Origin of the sequence: Sulfitobacter mediterraneus, assembly GCF_016801775.1 — a bacterium.
GTDB lineage: Bacteria > Pseudomonadota > Alphaproteobacteria > Rhodobacterales > Rhodobacteraceae > Sulfitobacter > Sulfitobacter mediterraneus_A.
This window is the reverse complement of sequence record NZ_CP069004.1, coordinates 1,480,947-1,497,381: the sequence shown is the minus strand read 5'-3', so window position 1 is coordinate 1,497,381 and position 16,435 is coordinate 1,480,947. Positions and strand designations below refer to the sequence as shown.

Genomic DNA, 16,435 nt, shown 5'->3' with positions numbered 1-16,435 from the left:
AAATACCCCGACTCACCTCATTCAGAGGAAACAGGGGGCGCTGTGGCACAGGACAGGAAATATTCTAAAGAAGATGTGTTGCATCATCTGCGGCACGCGATCCTGACCCAGGACTTGCAGCCAGGCGCGGATCTGGATGAGGCGCGATTGTCGGAGGAATGGCACTTGTCGCGCACGCCGCTGCGCGAAGTGCTGCGCCAGTTGGCAGGCGAAGGATTTGTTGAAATCCGCACCAACCGCGGCGCACGTGTTGCCGAGATGAGCCACAAGACCCTGCGCGACTTTTTTCTCGCAGCTCCAATGATTTATGGCGCGATCCTCAGGTTGGCAGCGCAGAATGCGAAACCGTCCCAGATTGCGGCTCTCAAAGATGCGCAAAGCGCCTTCAAAGCGGCATTGCGCGGCGGTGATATCGCGGCACGGGCCTTGGCCAACAACCATTTTCATGACGTGACCGGACAGATGGCGGGAAATGTGTATCTTCTGCCCAGCTTCCAGCGTCTGCTGATTGATCACGCGCGGATCTCGATGACGTTCTTCCGTCCGCAAGACGCCGAGATGGAAGAGAACCTGACCTCCGCCAGCGACCAGCACGACGCGATCATCGCGGCGATTGAGGCCGCGGATGATGATGCCGCGGCCGATCTGGCCATCGCACATTGGAACCTGTCGCGCGGGCGTATCGAACAATTTGTCATGCCCGCCGGGCTTGACCTGCAACTGGGAACCGGCACCGCGCCGGAGTGAGGGACAATGACACCAATCTTTCAATTCGAGGGCATCTACACGCCCATCGTCACACCGCTGGCCCCCGATGGCAGCTTCAACTGTGATGGCCTTGCCGATCAGGTGGAGCATCTGATTGGGGCAGGGGTGCATGGGATCATATCGGGCGGTTCCACCGGCGAAAACTATGCTCAAACGGTCGAGCAACGGTTGGATCTGGCCCAGTTCACCAAGGATAGGATCAAGGGGCGTTTGCCGCTGATCGTGGGCACCGGCACGATGCGCACAGAGGATTCCATCGCCTTGGCCAGTGGGGCAAAAGAGATTGGCGCGGATGCGATCCTGCTTGCGACGCCACCCTATGCCGTTCCGACAGAGCGGGAAAATGCCTTGAACGCGCTGGCGATCGACCGCGCTGCGAACCTGCCGGTGATGCTGTATAACTATCCGGGACGGATGGGTGTGAATATGGGCGAGGAATTTCTGGATCGCGTTGGCCGGTCTCGAAATATCTGTGCGATCAAGGAAAGTTCCGGCGATATCAACCGTGTACATCTTTTGGCGCGGGATTATCCGCATATCCAGATGTCTTGCGGCATGGATGATCAGGCGCTTGAGTTTTTTGCATGGGGCGCACGATCCTGGGTTTGTGCCGGGTCGAATTTCCTGCCCGAAGAACATGTGGCGCTCTATCAGGCTTGCGCCGTTGAGGGCGATTTCACCAAGGGACGGCGGATCATGTCAGCGATGATGCCCCTGATGCGGGTTCTCGAACAGGGCGGCAAGTTTGTGCAATGTGTCAAACATGGCACCACGATGGCCGGGGTGAACACGGGCGGGGTGATGCCGCCGCTTAAGCCATTGAACAAAGACGACAAACGCGAATTGGATCAGGTGATCCGTGTGCTCAAATCCACCATTGCTGACATTCAGAAAGGTTAAGATCATGGGATTGCTTACAAAAGAAGAATACCGTGCGATCGCTGCCGATCTCGACCTTCCGGCGGCGGCATTTGTGGATGGCAGCTATCGTCCGGCCACGTCTGGTGAAACCTTCACGACCGTGAACCCCGCAACCGGAGAGCCCTTGGCCGAGATTGCCGCCTGTGGTGCAGAAGATGTTGATTTTGCCGTGTCCAAAGCCCGCGAGGCTTTTGAGGATGGCCGTTGGTCCCGCCGGCATCCGTCAGAGCGTAAGGATGTCCTGATCCGCTTTGCCAAATTGCTGACCCGCAATGCCCGCGAACTGGCGGTGATGGAAAGCATCGACAGCGGCAAAACCATCTTTGATTGCGAAACCGTGGACTTGCCAGAGACCAGTACCTGCATCAAGTGGCACGCGGAAGCCATTGATAAGATGTATGATCAGGTCGCCCCGGCAAGCGATGATCACGTCGCCATGGTGGTGCGCGAACCCATTGGCGTGGTGGGGCTGATCCTGCCGTGGAACTTCCCTTTGTTGATGCTGGCGTGGAAAATTGGCCCAGCGCTTGCGGCGGGATGTTCGGTGGTGGTGAAACCGGCGGAAGAAACCTCGCTCACCGCTTTGCGGGTGGCTGAACTGGCCCATGAGGCCGGTGTGCCACGCGGTGTGCTGAACGTGCTGCCCGGCGGCGGGGCAGAGGTGGGCGAACCTCTGGGCCGCCATATGGATGTGGACATGGTCAGCTTCACCGGCTCGACCGTCACGGGCAAAAAGTTTCTCAGCTATGCCGCTGAAAGCAACGCCAAGGAAGTGGTGCTTGAGATGGGCGGCAAGAACCCCTGCGTGGTGATGGAAGATGCCGAAAACCTCGATGCGGTGGCCGCGCATGTCGTCAACGGCGCATTCTGGAACATGGGCGAAAACTGTTCGGCCATCAGCCGTTTGATCGTGCACCGCGATGTCAAAGACGCGTTGTTGGACCGGATCGAAGCCCATGCGCGGGAATGGCCTTTGGGCGATCCGCTTGATCCTGAAACGCGGCTTGGGGCGATGGTATCAAAGGCCCATTTTGATAAGGTTTCCGGCTATTTGGAGGGCGCTCCTAAGGCGGTGATCGGCGGCGGAACGCAAGGCGGTGCTTTTGTCGAAGCGACGGTTTTGGAGTTGCCAAGCAACACTCATACCCTTGCACGGGACGAGATCTTCGGCCCGGTTCTGAGCGTGATCGCGGTCAGCAGCTTTGAGGAGGCCATCGCGGTGGCCAATGACACCGACTATGGCCTCTGCGCGTCGATCTTCACGGCCAATGGCAAACGCGCCCTGCGCGGTGCACGGATGCTGCGGGCGGGTACGGTGACGGTGAACAGCTATGGGGAGGGGGACATTTCCACCCCGTTTGGCGGGTTCAAACAATCAGGCTTTGGTGGACGCGACAATTCCGTGCATGCCCATGATCAATATACCCAGCTCAAGACGATCTGGATTGATCTGTCCGATGACAGCGACGGCGAGGTGTCCTGATGCGCATCGGGTTTATTGGCACCGGCGAAATCGCCGCCGCCATGGTGCGCGGACTGGCGGGGCGCGGGCATCAGATCATGGTGTCAGAGCGCAACGCGCAGGTTGCGGCGCAATTGGCTGCTGAGGTCGATGGGGCAACCGTGGCCGCGAATGCGGATGTGGTGGCCGGATCAGACGTAGTGTTTCTGTGCCTGATGGCAGATGTTGCGCGGCAGGCTTTGCCAAGCCTTCCGTTTCGAGCCGACCAAGCGGTGATTTCGGTGATGGTGGATGTGAGCCATGAGACCTTGCAACAGCTGTGCGCGCCAGCGACGGATATTGCGATGACCATTCCTTTGTCGGCGATCAGCACGGGCGGTTCGATGCTGCCGGTCTATCCGGCCTCCACTGCATTGACAGCGCTCTTTGGTGACAGCGATCATGTGTTTGCGGTTGCCAGCGAAGCCGCGCTGAACGCGCATTTCGCGGGCAGTGCGCTGTCTGCGCCGCTGATCGCGCTGATGCAGACCGGGGCACAGTGGCTGGGCGATCAGACCGGCGATCCCAAGGCGGCAGAAGGTTATGTGGCTGGGGTCTTTGCAGGGTTTCTTCGGCAGATGGCCACCAGCGATGCGGATTTTGATACGCTCTTGCAGGGGCTTGCAACCGAAGGCGGGCTGAACGCCAGCCTCAAGGCGCATATGCAGGAGACCGGTGCACATGATGCATTGGTCGCCGGGTTGGAGGCTCTCAAGCCGCGGTTGGGTCTGTGACCAACTATCGCGCAAGACGTGCACCGCAGTTCGATACCCCCGCCGCATGGGCGGAAATTCTTGGCCCATATCCGGTGACTGCCCCTTTTTCAGGCTCTCAAATCGCCGATGTCGTGGTGATTGGCGCGGGCTTTGCTGGCCTGTCAGCGGCACGGCGTCTGCGGCAGCTCGATAAAGGGTTGCGCATAGTTGTGCTGGACGGTTTGCGGATTGCCGAAGGCAGTGCAGGGCGCAACTCGGGCTTTATGATTGACCTGCCGCATGATCTGGCCTCGGAGGATTACGCGGGGGCGGGCGATGATGCGGCGCTGATCGCGCTCAATCGGCGGGCGATCGCCTTTGCCGCTGATGCGGTGGCGCAATACGGGATCAATCCAGCCTATGCCGATCCGGCGGGCAAGGTGAACGGTGCCGCCACGGCCAAGGGGGAGGCGCATAACGCCAGCTATGCGCGGCATCTGGCGTCCTTGGGCGAGACCAGCGAAACCTTGGACGCCCAACACATGCAAGATTTGACCGGCAGCAACCACTATCGCTCTGGCCTGTTCACACCCGGAACCATGATCTTGCAGCCTGCGGGATATATTCGCGGTTTGGCGGAGGGGCTACGCCGCGGGGATGTGCAGATTTACGAAAGCTCTGCCGTGACCGGGTTTGCCCGGCAGGGCAGTGACTGGTCTGTGACCACCGCGCAGGGCCAGATCACTGCACCCCGGATCATTCTGGCGAACAACGGTCATCTGGAAAGCTTTGGCATCGCCAAGGGGCAGTTGATGCAGTTGTTCCTCTATGCCTCCATGACGCCAGAGTTGGACAAGGATGCGCTGGCCCGTTTGGGCGGCGCGCCGCGCTGGGGCATTACGCCGTCCGATCCGATGGGCACAACCATGCGGCGCATCGACTCCGCACAGGGGGGCAACCGGATCATCACGCGGACCTGCGCGACCCTGCGCCCAGGCATGATGGCAACGCCCCGCGATGTGGCCCGTGCCGGGCAAGTCCACCGCGAAAAATTCGACAACCGGTTTGCGCAGCTGGCGGGAATGCCGATGCAATACGCTTGGGCTGGACATCTGTGCCTGACGCTCAACGGGGTCAGCGTTACGGATCAGATTGACGATGGCGTCTACGCCGCCTGCGCCCAAAACGGGCTTGGCACGGCGCGGGGCACCCTGACGGGCATCGCTGCCGCCGAGGCAGCAATGGGGCACCGCTCGGAGATCACTGCCCATTTCGACGCCGAAGCGGCACCCAAGCCCTTGCCCCCGCAACCTTTTGCCACCTGGGGCGCAAATGCATACCTGCGCTGGAAAGAACATCGCGCGGGCGCAGAATAGTAGACCCGCCGCCGCCGCTGGCGTATCACGCGCCTATGAAAAGCCCGATCCATCTGATGCGCCGCGCCCTGCACAAAATGCGCGAACGGCGCCGCCGCCAGCAATTTGCACGCTCCTTGCGACATCTGCACGGGCCCGCGCAACTGGACGCCGGTGCCGATGAAGTGGTGCTGATCGCCCTGGTGCGCAACGGCAGCTATTATCTGGATGCATTTTTTGCCCATTACCGCGCCATGGGCATCCGGCATTTTGTCTTTATCGACAATGGGTCCACCGACGACACACTGCCCCGCATCGCGGCAGAGCCCGGCACGATCATTGACCAAAGCGCATTGCCATTGGCGGGATTCGAAGACCTGATCCGGCAATATCCGGCCAACACATATGGGCAGAACCGGTGGTGCCTCTATGTGGACATGGATGAGATTTTTGATTTCGAAGGCCGGGAGCGTTTGGGCATTGATGGGCTGATTGACTATCTCAAAGGGCAGGGGGCCACCGCGATGGTGGCGCAGATGTTAGAGATGTTTCCCAAAGCGCCGCTGCGCGAAGTGGCACATTTGCCTTACGCCCAAGTGCTTGAGGAATTTAGCTATTTCGATATTAGCACAGTGGACAAATATGATTACCACAGCGCCGAGATCCCGTTTTCAGAGCTGCTCAAAGGCAACACGAACACGCACCGCGATATACAGTTCTGCTTTGGCGGGGTGCGCGGCAAGGTCTTTGGCGAGGCCTGTTGTCTGACCAAACATCCGCTGATCTTCAACGGGCCGGAGGTAACGCCCGCGCCGCATCCGCATTTGTCGATGGGGGTGCGTTGCGCCGACATCACCGGGGTGATCAAACACTACAAATTCGCCAATGATCCGGGGGCGCGGGATGCGGCATCGCTGGGCGCAGGGGATGTGGCGCATGGTGAAGATGCCCGCCGCGCGGCGGTGATGCGCAATGTGCCGGATGTGACGCTGTTTTCACTGGATGCGCGGCCTTGGAATCGGGTGGAATTGTTGATCCGCGCGGGGTTTCTTGTCGGGTCCAAGCGGTTTTCTGAGTATCTTTCAAAGGTGGGCCAATGACGGTTGCAGCGGTCGTCATCGGGCGCAACGAAGGGGCGCGGTTGATTGCCTGTCTTGCGGCGCTTGAGGGGCAGGTCGATCAGGTGATCTATGTGGATTCGGGGTCCACCGATGGGTCTGTTGAGGCGGCGCAAAGCCAGGGTGCGCAGGTGGTTACATTGGATCTGATCCAGCCGTTCACAGCGGCCCGTGCGCGCAATGCCGGATTGGTGGAGGTTGCAGAAGGGGTTGAATTGGTTCAATTCCTTGACGGAGATTGCGCCCTGCGGTCGGGGTGGATTGACACCGCTCGCACGTTCCTCGAAGCCCATCCCGATGTGGCGGTTGTCTGCGGTCGGCGGCGCGAACGGTTTCCGGAGGCTTCAGTTTACAACCGTTTGATTGACCGCGAATGGGACACGCCGGTGGGGCAAACTTTGGCTTGCGGTGGTGATGCCCTGATGCGGGTTGCACCACTGAGGGAGTTGGGCGGTTATCGTGACAGCCTGATTGCAGGAGAGGAGCCGGAACTCTGCCTGCGTTTGCGCCAGAACGGATGGAAGATCTGGCGTCTGGATGCAGAGATGACATGGCATGACGCCGAGATCACCCGCCTCAGCCAGTGGTGGAAGCGCAGCCAGCGGGCAGGCCATGCCTTTGCAGAAGGAGCGGCGCTGCATGGTGCGCCGCCGGAGCGGCATTGGGTGGCAGAGAGCCGCCGTGCGTTGATCTGGGGGGCGGTGTTGCCCCTGTTCATCCTGCTGTTGGCTTTGTTGATCAGCCCTTGGGCGCTGTTGCTGCTGGGGATCTATCCGTTGCAAGTTCTGCGCCTGTCCCGGCAAGGCGGGTTGGCATGGGCGGCGTTGACGACCTTTTCAAAGTTTCCCGAAGGCTTGGGGGCGGTGCAATATCACTTGCGCCGGATTTCGGGGCGCAAATCTGAGATTATCGAATACAAATAGCCTTATCGTTGGCGCAGCGCGTCGATCGTGAGCCCCGGGAGGATCGCGAAACACTTGGCATAGCGCGGGACCATGCGGCGCGGGCTTTGCAGTGCCCGCCATAACCATTCCATCGCCACCATGCGCATGATCTTGGGCGCACGCACCTGATGGCCGGAAAAGAAATCCAGCCCCGCGCCGATAGAAGCAAATCCGACATCGGGGGCCATTTGCCGGCCCCGTGCTGCGAAAATCTCTTGCTTGGGCGCGCCAAGGGCAATGAAACAAAGCCCTGCGCCGCTGCTCGCCAGATCACGAAGGATCTCGTCTGCGGCAGCGCCTTGCGGATCAAATCCATAGGGCGGCGCGTGGATGAAAGACACCTCCAGCCCCGGAACGCGGGCTTTCAACGCTTTTGCTGCGCCCGACAAGGCCTCATCACTGCTGCCAACGAGGGCGATGGACCGTCCATTTTCAACACACAGATCGCAAAGCGGCAGGATCATGTCAGACCCCGGCATCAGTTCAACCGGTTGCCGCGCGATCTTGGACAGCCAGACAACGGGCCGGCCATCGGCCACCACCAGATCTTGTGCACGGTAGGCGGCGAGAAATGGAGGTTCTTCCGGCAGTTTGGTGAGGTGATCGAGGTTCAGCGTGGCCAGCGCGAATCCGGTGTTTTCTTTCAAATGTTTAGCCACAGCCTGAAACAATGCGTGGCGGGTTGGCACATTGACCTCGATCTGGTGGGGGACTTTGCCAAATTTCATGGGTTGGAGCCCTTGGGTTGGACATCAAATGGATGGCGATGTGTCGCCGCGATTTCAAAATTTTCGATTTTCATCATGTGGTTACCTGCAATTTGACCACGCGATGCGCCGTCGTGAACAGAATCTATCGGGATGACAGGCGTCAGGCCAGATGATATTTTCCCCCAAAGCCACCACGCCATAGGACCAACATGCCAAACGGTTTTGCATATCTGATGCTGTTGATCTGGCCGTTGGTCTGCTTGTGGCTGTTTCGCAAAATGCCGCTTCAGCGGGCTCTGATCTGGTCCATCCTGGGCGGCTATCTGTTTTTGCCGCCGCTGGCCGAATTCAATCTGCCACTGGTGCCATCGATGGACAAAGTGTCCATTCCGAACCTCAGCGTTGTCCTGATCCTGATCTTCTCGCTGCGCGAAAAGTTGCAGATCTGGCCGCAAAACTGGATTGGGCGTCTGTTGGTGGCGGGGCTGGTTCTGTCCGCCATTCCGACGGTGATGACCAACCGTGATCCGATTTTGTTCGAAGTGCTGCGCGATGCGCATCCGATCATCTTTTTGGTGGACCAGTTGCCGGGCCAATCGGTGCGTGACGTGGGGGCGGTTGTGCTGGCACAGGTGCTGACCTTGGTGCCGTTCTTGCTGGCGCGGCAGTATCTGTCAGACGAAAAAGGCCTGCATGAAATCTTGCTGGCCTTCATGGTGGGCGGGTTGATCTATTCGATCCCATCGTTCTTTGAAATTCAGTTCAGCCCGGTGACAAACATCTGGATTTACGGCTTTTTCCAGCATTCCTTTGAACAGATGATCCGCGATGGCGGCTATCGCCCGATCGTGTTCTTGCCACATGGTTTGTGGCTCGCGGTCTTTGTAGTGACCAGCCTGATTTCAGCTGCAGCCCTAGTGCGCTATGGGCCAGCGGAAAAGCGGATGAAAGGGTATTTGATCGTTGGGTATCTGGCGGTTCTGTTGGTGATGTGCAAAAGCCTTGCATCCTTTGCCTATGGGGTGGCGCTGACGCCTGTTGCGCTGTTTATCCCAAGCCGTTGGCAAATTCGGCTGGCGGTGGTTTTTGCTGTCGTGGCGGTGGGATATCCGATGCTGCGCAATCTGGATGTTATCCCGACGGAGGCCATTCTGGCGCAAGCTGCAGAGATCAGCGACGAGCGGGCGCAATCCTTGGAATACCGGTTTAACAACGAGGATCAACTGCTTGTTCGGGCTGCGGAAAAACCGGCGTTTGGTTGGGGCGGTTGGGGCCGTTCCTTGGTCCGCCATAGCGAAACAGGAGAGATTTTGACCATCCCCGATGGCCGCTGGATTATCGTTTTTGGCACTTTTGGTTGGGTAGGTTATATCTGCGAATTCGGGCTTTTGGCGCTGCCGCTGCTGATGATGGGGCTTTACGTGTCAAGGCAACGCCCGCAAACCGTCTCCCCCTATGTGGCGCCGCTGTGCCTGATTTTGGGCGTTACCTTGATGGATATGCTGCTCAATGCGACGTTGACGCCGCTCACCTGGCTGACGGCGGGGGCGATCGTGGGATATGCCGAAAAACTGTTTGCCGGGTCCACCCATCAACCGCGTTACCAGATGCAAACCGCAGTCCTTGACAAAACAAGGCAAAATCAAGGCAAACGCACCGTTTTATGAGCCAATTGGCCTTATTTGGCGTTTTGATCCGCCTCGATTGGTCAAAATTGTTTCGCCTGCGTCAATAATGACCGCCCTTTTTTGCCTTTATTATGGTAGCTTTAGGCGGGCAACGCCTTGTTATTAAGGGAAACCTGTTGAAAACGGCAGATCTTCGGGGAAAAGCCCTGAAATCTTCCCAATTTCTCCAAGTTCCACAGGCATATATTCCTTAATTACTCAGACGGGTGAAGTCCGTCCTGGGGCAGGCAACGGGAATATTGAACGAATGGATACCACCAAGGGCCGCTCGATTTCAGGCGAAGATATCGCAATTGTTGGCATGGCTGTGAACGTGCCGGGCGCAGAAGGTGTAGATGCCTACTGGGCCAATCTGCGCGACGGTGTTGAGTCCATTCGCCGCCTGACCGAACAGGAACTTCTGGACGCTGGCGAAAGCCCCGAGAACATTGCCCGCAAGAATTACGTGCCTGCCGCTGCTGTGCTTGACGGGTTCGACACCTTCGATGCAGAGTTTTTTGGCTTTTCCCCCAAAGATGCTGCGATCCTTGATCCGCAGCACCGCAAATTCCTTGAGGTGGCCTGGCAGTCGATGGAACAGGCCGGCCATCCCCCTGAAACCATGGCGGGGCCCATCGGTGTCTACGCAGGCTGCGGGATGGGCAGCTATTTCTATTTCAACATCTGCTCGAACCCCGATCTGGTGGATGACGTGGGCATGTTCCTGCTGCGCCACACGGGCAATGACAAGGATTTCCTTTCGACGCGGGTGAGCCATGTGTTTGACCTCAAAGGCCCGTCGATCAACATGCAAACCGCCTGTTCGACCTCTCTTGTGGCGATCCACTATGCCTGTCAGGCGCTGCGGGCAGGTGAAATTGACATGGCGCTGGCGGGCGGTGTGACCATCGAATTGCCGCATGGGCGCGGGTATGAGTTCAAGGAAAATGAAATCCTGTCACCGGACGGGCATTGCCACGCCTTCGACCACCGGGCGCAGGGCACGGTCTTTGGCTCCGGCGCGGGGGCTGTGGCCTTGCGGCGCCTCTCGGATGCAATTGCAGATGGGGATCACATCTGGGGTGTCATCAAAGGATCGGCGGTCAACAACGATGGCGCAGCCAAAGCAGGCTATCTGGCCCCATCTGTGGATGGACAAACCGATGCCATTGTAAAGGCGCTCGATGATGCGGGCGTCGCCGCCCAAAGCATTGGCATGGTCGAATGTCATGGCACCGGCACCTATCTGGGTGATCCCATCGAAGTGGCCGCCCTGACTGAAGCCTATCGCAAGACCACCACCGATACGGATTTTTGCCGCATCGGTTCCGTGAAAACCAACATTGGCCATCTGGACACGGCGGCGGGGGTTGCAGGATTTGTGAAATCCACACTTGCCCTGCATCACAAACAGATGCCGCCATCGCTGGGCTATGAAGCGCCCAATCCGGCCATTCCATTTGAGGGCAGCCCGTTTTCGGTCAACGATAGATTGCGCGACTGGCCGCAAGGCATCGCGCCGCGCCGTGCCGCGGTCAATGCTTTGGGCGTTGGCGGCACCAATGCCCATGCGATCATCGAAGAGGCACCCGCGCGCGCCCCGTCCGAAGAAAGTGACTGGCCGTTCCATGTGCTTTGTGTTTCCGGGCGCAGCAAATCCGCGCTGGAGGCAAACACCGCCGCGCTGGCGGCGCATCTGCGGGCACATCCCGAACAGCCCTTGGCCGACGTGGCCTTTACCCTGAAAAACGGCCGGCGCGGCTTTGAAAAACGGCGCGTTGTGGTTGCTGAAACACATGAGGAGGCCGCCGCATTGCTTGAGGGTGGCGACACCCGCCGGGTCTTTACCCATGATCTGCTGGGTGATGCCCCCGAGGTTGTGTTTATGTTCCCTGGCGGCGGGGCGCAGTACCCCGGCATGGCGCGGGATCTTTACGAGACAGAGCCGGTCTTTGCCGATTGGATGGATCGCGGCCTGTCGCACCTACAGCCGCAGCTGGATTATGACATCCGGTCACTTTGGTTGCCCGAAGCGGGCCAAATGGAGGCCGCTGCAGAACGGCTCAAACAACCCTCCGTACAATTGCCGCTGATTGCGATCACCGAATATGCGCTGGCACAGCTTTGGATCAGCTGGGGTGTGACGCCTGCCGCGATGGTGGGGCATTCGATGGGTGAAAACGTGGCGGCCTGCCTTGCCGGTGTAATGAGTTTTGAAAACCTGATTGATCTGGTGCTGCTGCGGGGGCAGCTGTTTGATGAGGTGCCTGCCGGCGGGATGATCAGCATTTCCGCACCGCTCAGCGCGATCGAACCGCTACTGGGGGACGATCTGGACATCGCCTCGGTCAATGCGCCCGAGTTGATTGCCGTGTCCGGCCCGCAATCTGCGCTGGATGCAATGCAGGTCCGTCTGGCCGACGCAGGGCTGGAATATCAGCGGATCGCCATCGACATCGCCGCGCACAGCCGCATGCTGGAGCCGATTTTGGATCGCTATCGTGCGTTCCTTGCCGGGCTTGACCTGCAAGCGCCGCAGATGCCGTTTATGTCCAACCGCTCTGGACAGGAGATCACGGCGGAAGAGGCGACCAGCCCCGATTATTGGGTTGGGCAGTTGCGCAATACCGTGAACTTTGCTGATTGCATTGCCACGCTGAGCGCCCCGCGTGACCGCGTTTACCTTGAGGTCGGGCCGGGCAAGGCCTTGTCCGCGCTCGCGCAGATGAGCGACGGGGTCAAACCCGCACAGGCGTTTTCGACCCTGCGCCATCCCGATCAGGATATCGCGGATGACATGTATTTCATGTCCGTTATCGGGCGGCTTTGGGCCTGCGGCGTTGAGGCCGATTGGACCCAAATCTGGGGTGAGGCGCGGCGCAACCGTGTGGTGTTGCCGACCTATGCCTTCCAACGCGCCCGTTACTTCATAGAGCCGGGCACAGCAGCCGTTGCCGCGCCCGCCAGCGCCTTGGTGCGGCAGGACGATATCACCACCTGGGGCGCAGTGCCCACATGGCGGCCCCGCTTTGCCAATGCCGATATTGACTCAATCACCGATCTGGCCGCGACACCGCTTTCTTGGCTGTTCTTTGCGGATGGTGATGGCATAGCCGCGCCGGTGATGGCGCGCCTGCGCGACGCGGGTCACAAAGTGATCGCCGTGCGGGCAGGGGATGCTTTTGCCCGGCAGGGGGATGACAGCTACACACTGGCCGCCGAACAAGGACGCAGGGACTATGACCTGTTGATTTCCGATCTGGCGGAACGCGGGCTGATGCCCGACCGCATCGCGCATTTCTGGCTGACCGACGATCACGTCGCCCCGCGCCCCGGCAGCAGCATTTTTGATCGCAATCTTGAACAGGGGTTCTGGAGCCTGACCTGGCTTGCCCAATCCCTGACCGAAGCGGGCAGCGATGCGCCGCTGCATCTGAGTGTCTTTACCACTGGGGCGGCGCAATTGAAGGATGAGGCGCTGCGCCATCCCGAAAAGGCGTTGATTGCTGGCCCTGTCGGCGTGTTCCCACGTGAGATGCCGGGCGTGACCTGTGCCCAGATCGATATCGAAGAACGCACGGCCAATGTGCCCACAAAACGTGGCTGGTTTGCGCCTGCTGCCGCGCCTGAACCCGATGTCGCGGATGATCTGACAGATCGGTTGCTGGAAGACCTGATGGCCGTGCCTGCAAATGTAGTGGCTGCCTATCGCGGCGCGAAACGGTTTGAACAAAGCTATAAGCCCGCGCCATTGAACGCCACCGATGATACCCTCTTTGAGGAGGGCGGTGTCTATCTGATCACGGGCGGGTTTGGCGGTATTGGCCAGACACTGGCAGCCGATATCTTGTCGCGGCAGTCTGCCACGGTGGTTCTGCTGGGCCGCGATCCTTTGCCGGATCGTCAGGCGTGGAATGGCTACCTCAGCCGCCATGGCACCGCGGACCGCACCGCGCGGCGGATGCGCAGTGTGATCGAACTTGAGACACGCGCCGCCGCCAAAGGCGGGCAGGTAGAGGTCGCCGGGGCCGACGTGGCCAATTTGGCGCAGATGCGCCGGGTGATTGAAGATCTGCAAAAACGCCATGGCCGGATCAACGGCGTTATCCATGCCGCCGGTGCGCTGGATGATGGGCCGATGCTGGGCAAAACGGATGCGCAGATGGATGCGGTTCTGTCGCCCAAGGTGCAGGGTTTGCGGGTCATTGATCAATTGCTGCCTGATGGCGATCTGGATTGTCTGATCCTGTTTTCCTCCACCAGTACGGCGACCCGATCTGCCGGGCAGGTGGATTATGTTGCAGCGAACGCCTGGCTCAATGCCTATGCCGCCGCCCGCAGTGGCGATGCGACCCGCGTGATGGCAATCAACTGGGGCATTTGGGCCGATGTCGGCATGGCCACCAACAGCCTGAGCGGGGGCGCAAGTGATGTGCTGCCCGCACGCCCGATCAATGCAGCACTCGTGCAGACCATGGGGTCGGACGCGGCGGGAGATCCTGTCTTGTCCGCGCAGATCAGCAGCGCACATTGGCTGCTGGATCAGCACCGCACCAAGGATGGTCAGGCGATCATGCCGGGCACAGGCTATATCGAACTATTGGCCGAAGCCGCCAAGGCGCAGGGGTTGACCCAAGGTTTCGAAATCCGTGACCTCTATTTCCTGCGGGCGATGCCGGTCGAGGATGAAACGCCGCGCGACTTGCAGATCAACCTAAGCGCAGATGGGGCAGGCTTTGCCGCCGAACTGCGCAGCGATTGCACTTTGAACGGCAAATCCGGTTGGCAGCTTCATGCGCAGGCGCAGATTGCGGCGGTCAGCCATTCGCAGTCTGAACCCTTTGACCTTGAGGCCGCGTTTGGCCGCTGTGCCCAGATCAGTGTCGCGCCAGAGGGCGGGCGGTTGACCTCACCGCAAGAGGCGCATCTGGACTTTGGGCCGCGCTGGCATGTGCTGCGCGAAACCGCGATTGGCACGGATGAGGGTATCGCCAAACTGGCCTTGCCTGATGCCTGCCGCGATGATCTGGTTGAGGGCCATCTGTTGCACGCCGGTTTGATGGACCTTGCCACCGGTTGGGCGATTGATCTGGTGCCAAGCTATGATGCCAGCCACCTCTGGGTACCGGTGTCCTATGGCGCAATCACTGTCTATGGGTCGCTGCCTGCAGAGATCTATTCCCACGTCGCGCTGTCGAAAACGGCGGCAGGTGATGGCTTTGCCAGCTTTGATGTGACGATCTGTGACGCGACGGGCCGGGTTCTGGTGGCGGTGCAGGATTTTGCGATGAAACGGCTGGAGGGCGGTTTTGCCGCTGCGCCGCTGGATCCGCGTGAAGTCCGTTTTGATGATGTTGATGCGGGTCAAGACAGCCTGACACCGGCAGAGGAACGTCTGGCCTATATGGTGTCACAGGGCATTCGTGCCGCTGAAGGGCCAGAGGCGCTGCGCCGGGCCATCGCGCTGGGCCGCTCGCAGGTGATTGTCTCTTCACTGCCGCTTGATGGTCTGATCGCGCAAGCCGATCAGCCGCCGCAGGGCGCCAGCTCCAGCGGCCAAAGCTTTGAACGTCCTGAACTGGACGGCACATTTGTCGCGCCGCGCAATGGCATCGAAGAACGCCTTGCGGCGATCTGGGAAAACCTTCTGGGCGTCAGTCCGGTTGGCGTTGAGGACAGCTTTTTTGACCTTGGCGGCCATTCCTTGATCGCTGTGCGCCTCTTTGCCAGTGTCAAGCGCGAATTTTCGGTGGAATTTCCGATCTCTGTTCTGTTCGAAGCACCCACAATTGCCAAATGCGCAGCCTTGATCGCGGCGCAGACCGGCGATGCGGGCGATGCCTCGGGCCCTGCCACTGCGGGTGACGGGCCGGTGATCGAAAGTTACGATTATCTGGTGCCGCTGAACCAATGCGACAACAAGGACGCCGCGCCGCTGTTTGTGGTGGCGGGGATGTTTGGCAATGTGTTGAACCTGCGCCATCTGGCCCTGCCGTTCAGCAAGGAACGCCGGGTGATGGGCATTCAGGCGCGTGGTTTGATTGGCGACACGCCGCCCCACACCGATGTGGGCGAGGCGGCGCGTGATTATCTGGCTGAGGTGCGCCGGGTTCAGCCAAACGGGCCGTACCTGCTGGCGGGGTATTCCGGCGGCGGGATCACCGCCTACGAAATGGCGCAACAGTTGCGCTCTGCCGGCGAAGAGGTGGCAGTGCTGGCGATGCTCGACACACCGCTGCCGGTGCGGCCATCGTTGTCGCGTCCAGATAAGGCGCTGATCAAACTGGCAGAGTTGCGCCGCAAAGGTCCGAAATACCTTGTGGAATGGGCGCAAAACCGTCTGGCATGGGAAAAGACCCGCCGCGCGGATGCGCAGGCAGAGGCGGGGGATGGCAACGGGTCAGAGTTTAACAACCTCAAGATCCAGCAGGCCTTCCTGACCGCTGTCGGGGCATATGACACGCCGAAATGGGACGGACCAATGACCCTGTTCCGGCCACCGCTCGACCGGCATTGGCGTGTGACCAAGGGGCGCTTTGTCAGCGCCGAACGCGAGTATGTATTCGAGGACAACGACTGGCGCAAATATGTGGCGAACCTGGAGGTGATCGAGGTGCCGGGAGATCACGACTCCATGGTGCTTGCGCCCTATGTGACCGTGCTGGCGCAGGAATTGCGCGAAGTGATCGGCGGTGCCCTTGAACCTGATCCAGAAGACAGCAGCTGGCCCCGAGCCACAGCGGCGGAGTGAGAGAC

Annotated in this window: 10 protein-coding genes; 9 read left to right on the top strand and 1 reads right to left on the bottom strand. The window is 59.8% G+C overall.

What is annotated here, in order from left to right:
* The first annotated feature begins 42 nt into the window (after positions 1-42).
* From JNX03_RS07250 to JNX03_RS07220, 7 genes are read left to right on the top strand one after another with little or no spacing between them, the layout of a single operon-like run.
* A complete protein-coding gene (locus JNX03_RS07250) occupies positions 43-747 on the top strand; it encodes a GntR family transcriptional regulator (protein WP_203211726.1) in 705 nt (234 codons plus the stop codon).
* A 6-nt stretch (positions 748-753) separates the two neighbouring features.
* Positions 754-1,668: a dihydrodipicolinate synthase family protein gene (locus JNX03_RS07245; protein WP_203211725.1), complete on the top strand. Its 915-nt coding sequence runs from the start codon at positions 754-756 to the stop codon at positions 1,666-1,668.
* Positions 1,669-1,672: 4 nt separating this feature from the next.
* Entirely contained in the window at positions 1,673-3,172 is a 1,500-nt protein-coding gene (locus JNX03_RS07240) for an aldehyde dehydrogenase (protein WP_203211724.1), read from the top strand.
* On the top strand, positions 3,172-3,924 hold the full coding sequence (locus JNX03_RS07235; protein WP_203211723.1) for an NAD(P)-binding domain-containing protein: 753 nt from the start codon (positions 3,172-3,174) through the stop codon (positions 3,922-3,924). The genes JNX03_RS07240 and JNX03_RS07235 overlap by 1 nt, the downstream gene beginning before the upstream one ends.
* Positions 3,921-5,261 carry an NAD(P)/FAD-dependent oxidoreductase gene (locus JNX03_RS07230; protein ID WP_203211722.1) on the top strand — a complete coding sequence of 447 codons (1,341 nt, stop codon included), beginning with the start codon at positions 3,921-3,923 and terminating at the stop codon, positions 5,259-5,261. The genes JNX03_RS07235 and JNX03_RS07230 overlap by 4 nt, the downstream gene beginning before the upstream one ends.
* A 35-nt stretch (positions 5,262-5,296) precedes the next feature.
* Positions 5,297-6,340 (top strand): glycosyltransferase family 2 protein, encoded by a 1,044-nt coding sequence (locus JNX03_RS07225; RefSeq protein ID WP_203211721.1) that lies wholly within the window; start codon positions 5,297-5,299, stop codon positions 6,338-6,340.
* Entirely contained in the window at positions 6,337-7,281 is a 945-nt protein-coding gene (locus JNX03_RS07220; RefSeq protein ID WP_203211720.1) for a glycosyltransferase family 2 protein, read from the top strand. Before JNX03_RS07225 ends, JNX03_RS07220 begins: the two co-directional genes overlap by 4 nt.
* Positions 7,282-7,283: 2 nt before the next feature.
* Here the strand turns inward: JNX03_RS07220 and JNX03_RS07215 are convergent, their stop codons facing one another.
* On the bottom strand, positions 7,284-8,030 hold the full coding sequence (locus JNX03_RS07215; protein WP_203211719.1) for a WecB/TagA/CpsF family glycosyltransferase: 747 nt from the start codon (positions 8,028-8,030) through the stop codon (positions 7,284-7,286).
* A 191-nt stretch (positions 8,031-8,221) separates the two neighbouring features.
* Here JNX03_RS07215 and JNX03_RS07205 point away from each other — a divergent pair, with 191 nt between their 5' ends.
* A complete protein-coding gene (locus tag JNX03_RS07205; protein ID WP_203211717.1) occupies positions 8,222-9,679 on the top strand; it encodes a hypothetical protein in 1,458 nt (485 codons plus the stop codon).
* Between the two features lie 268 nt (positions 9,680-9,947).
* Complete coding sequence (locus JNX03_RS07200) at positions 9,948-16,430, top strand: type I polyketide synthase (protein ID WP_203211716.1); 6,483 nt, start codon at positions 9,948-9,950, stop codon at positions 16,428-16,430.
* The last annotated feature ends 5 nt before the right edge of the window (positions 16,431-16,435 follow it).

What these genes read in the sequence shown, in the direction of transcription:
- JNX03_RS07245 (WP_203211725.1), top strand. Translation starts at nt 754, where the DNA reads ATGACACCAATCTTTCAATTCGAGGGCATCTACACGCCCATCGTCACA.
- JNX03_RS07235 (WP_203211723.1), top strand. Translation starts at nt 3,172, where the DNA reads ATGCGCATCGGGTTTATTGGCACCGGCGAAATCGCCGCCGCCATGGTG.
- JNX03_RS07240 (WP_203211724.1), top strand. Translation starts at nt 1,673, where the DNA reads ATGGGATTGCTTACAAAAGAAGAATACCGTGCGATCGCTGCCGATCTC.
- JNX03_RS07215 (WP_203211719.1), bottom strand. Translation starts at nt 8,030, where the DNA reads ATGAAATTTGGCAAAGTCCCCCACCAGATCGAGGTCAATGTGCCAACC.
- JNX03_RS07220 (WP_203211720.1), top strand. Translation starts at nt 6,337, where the DNA reads ATGACGGTTGCAGCGGTCGTCATCGGGCGCAACGAAGGGGCGCGGTTG.
- JNX03_RS07200 (WP_203211716.1), top strand. Translation starts at nt 9,948, where the DNA reads ATGGATACCACCAAGGGCCGCTCGATTTCAGGCGAAGATATCGCAATT.
- JNX03_RS07205 (WP_203211717.1), top strand. Translation starts at nt 8,222, where the DNA reads ATGCCAAACGGTTTTGCATATCTGATGCTGTTGATCTGGCCGTTGGTC.
- JNX03_RS07225 (WP_203211721.1), top strand. Translation starts at nt 5,297, where the DNA reads ATGAAAAGCCCGATCCATCTGATGCGCCGCGCCCTGCACAAAATGCGC.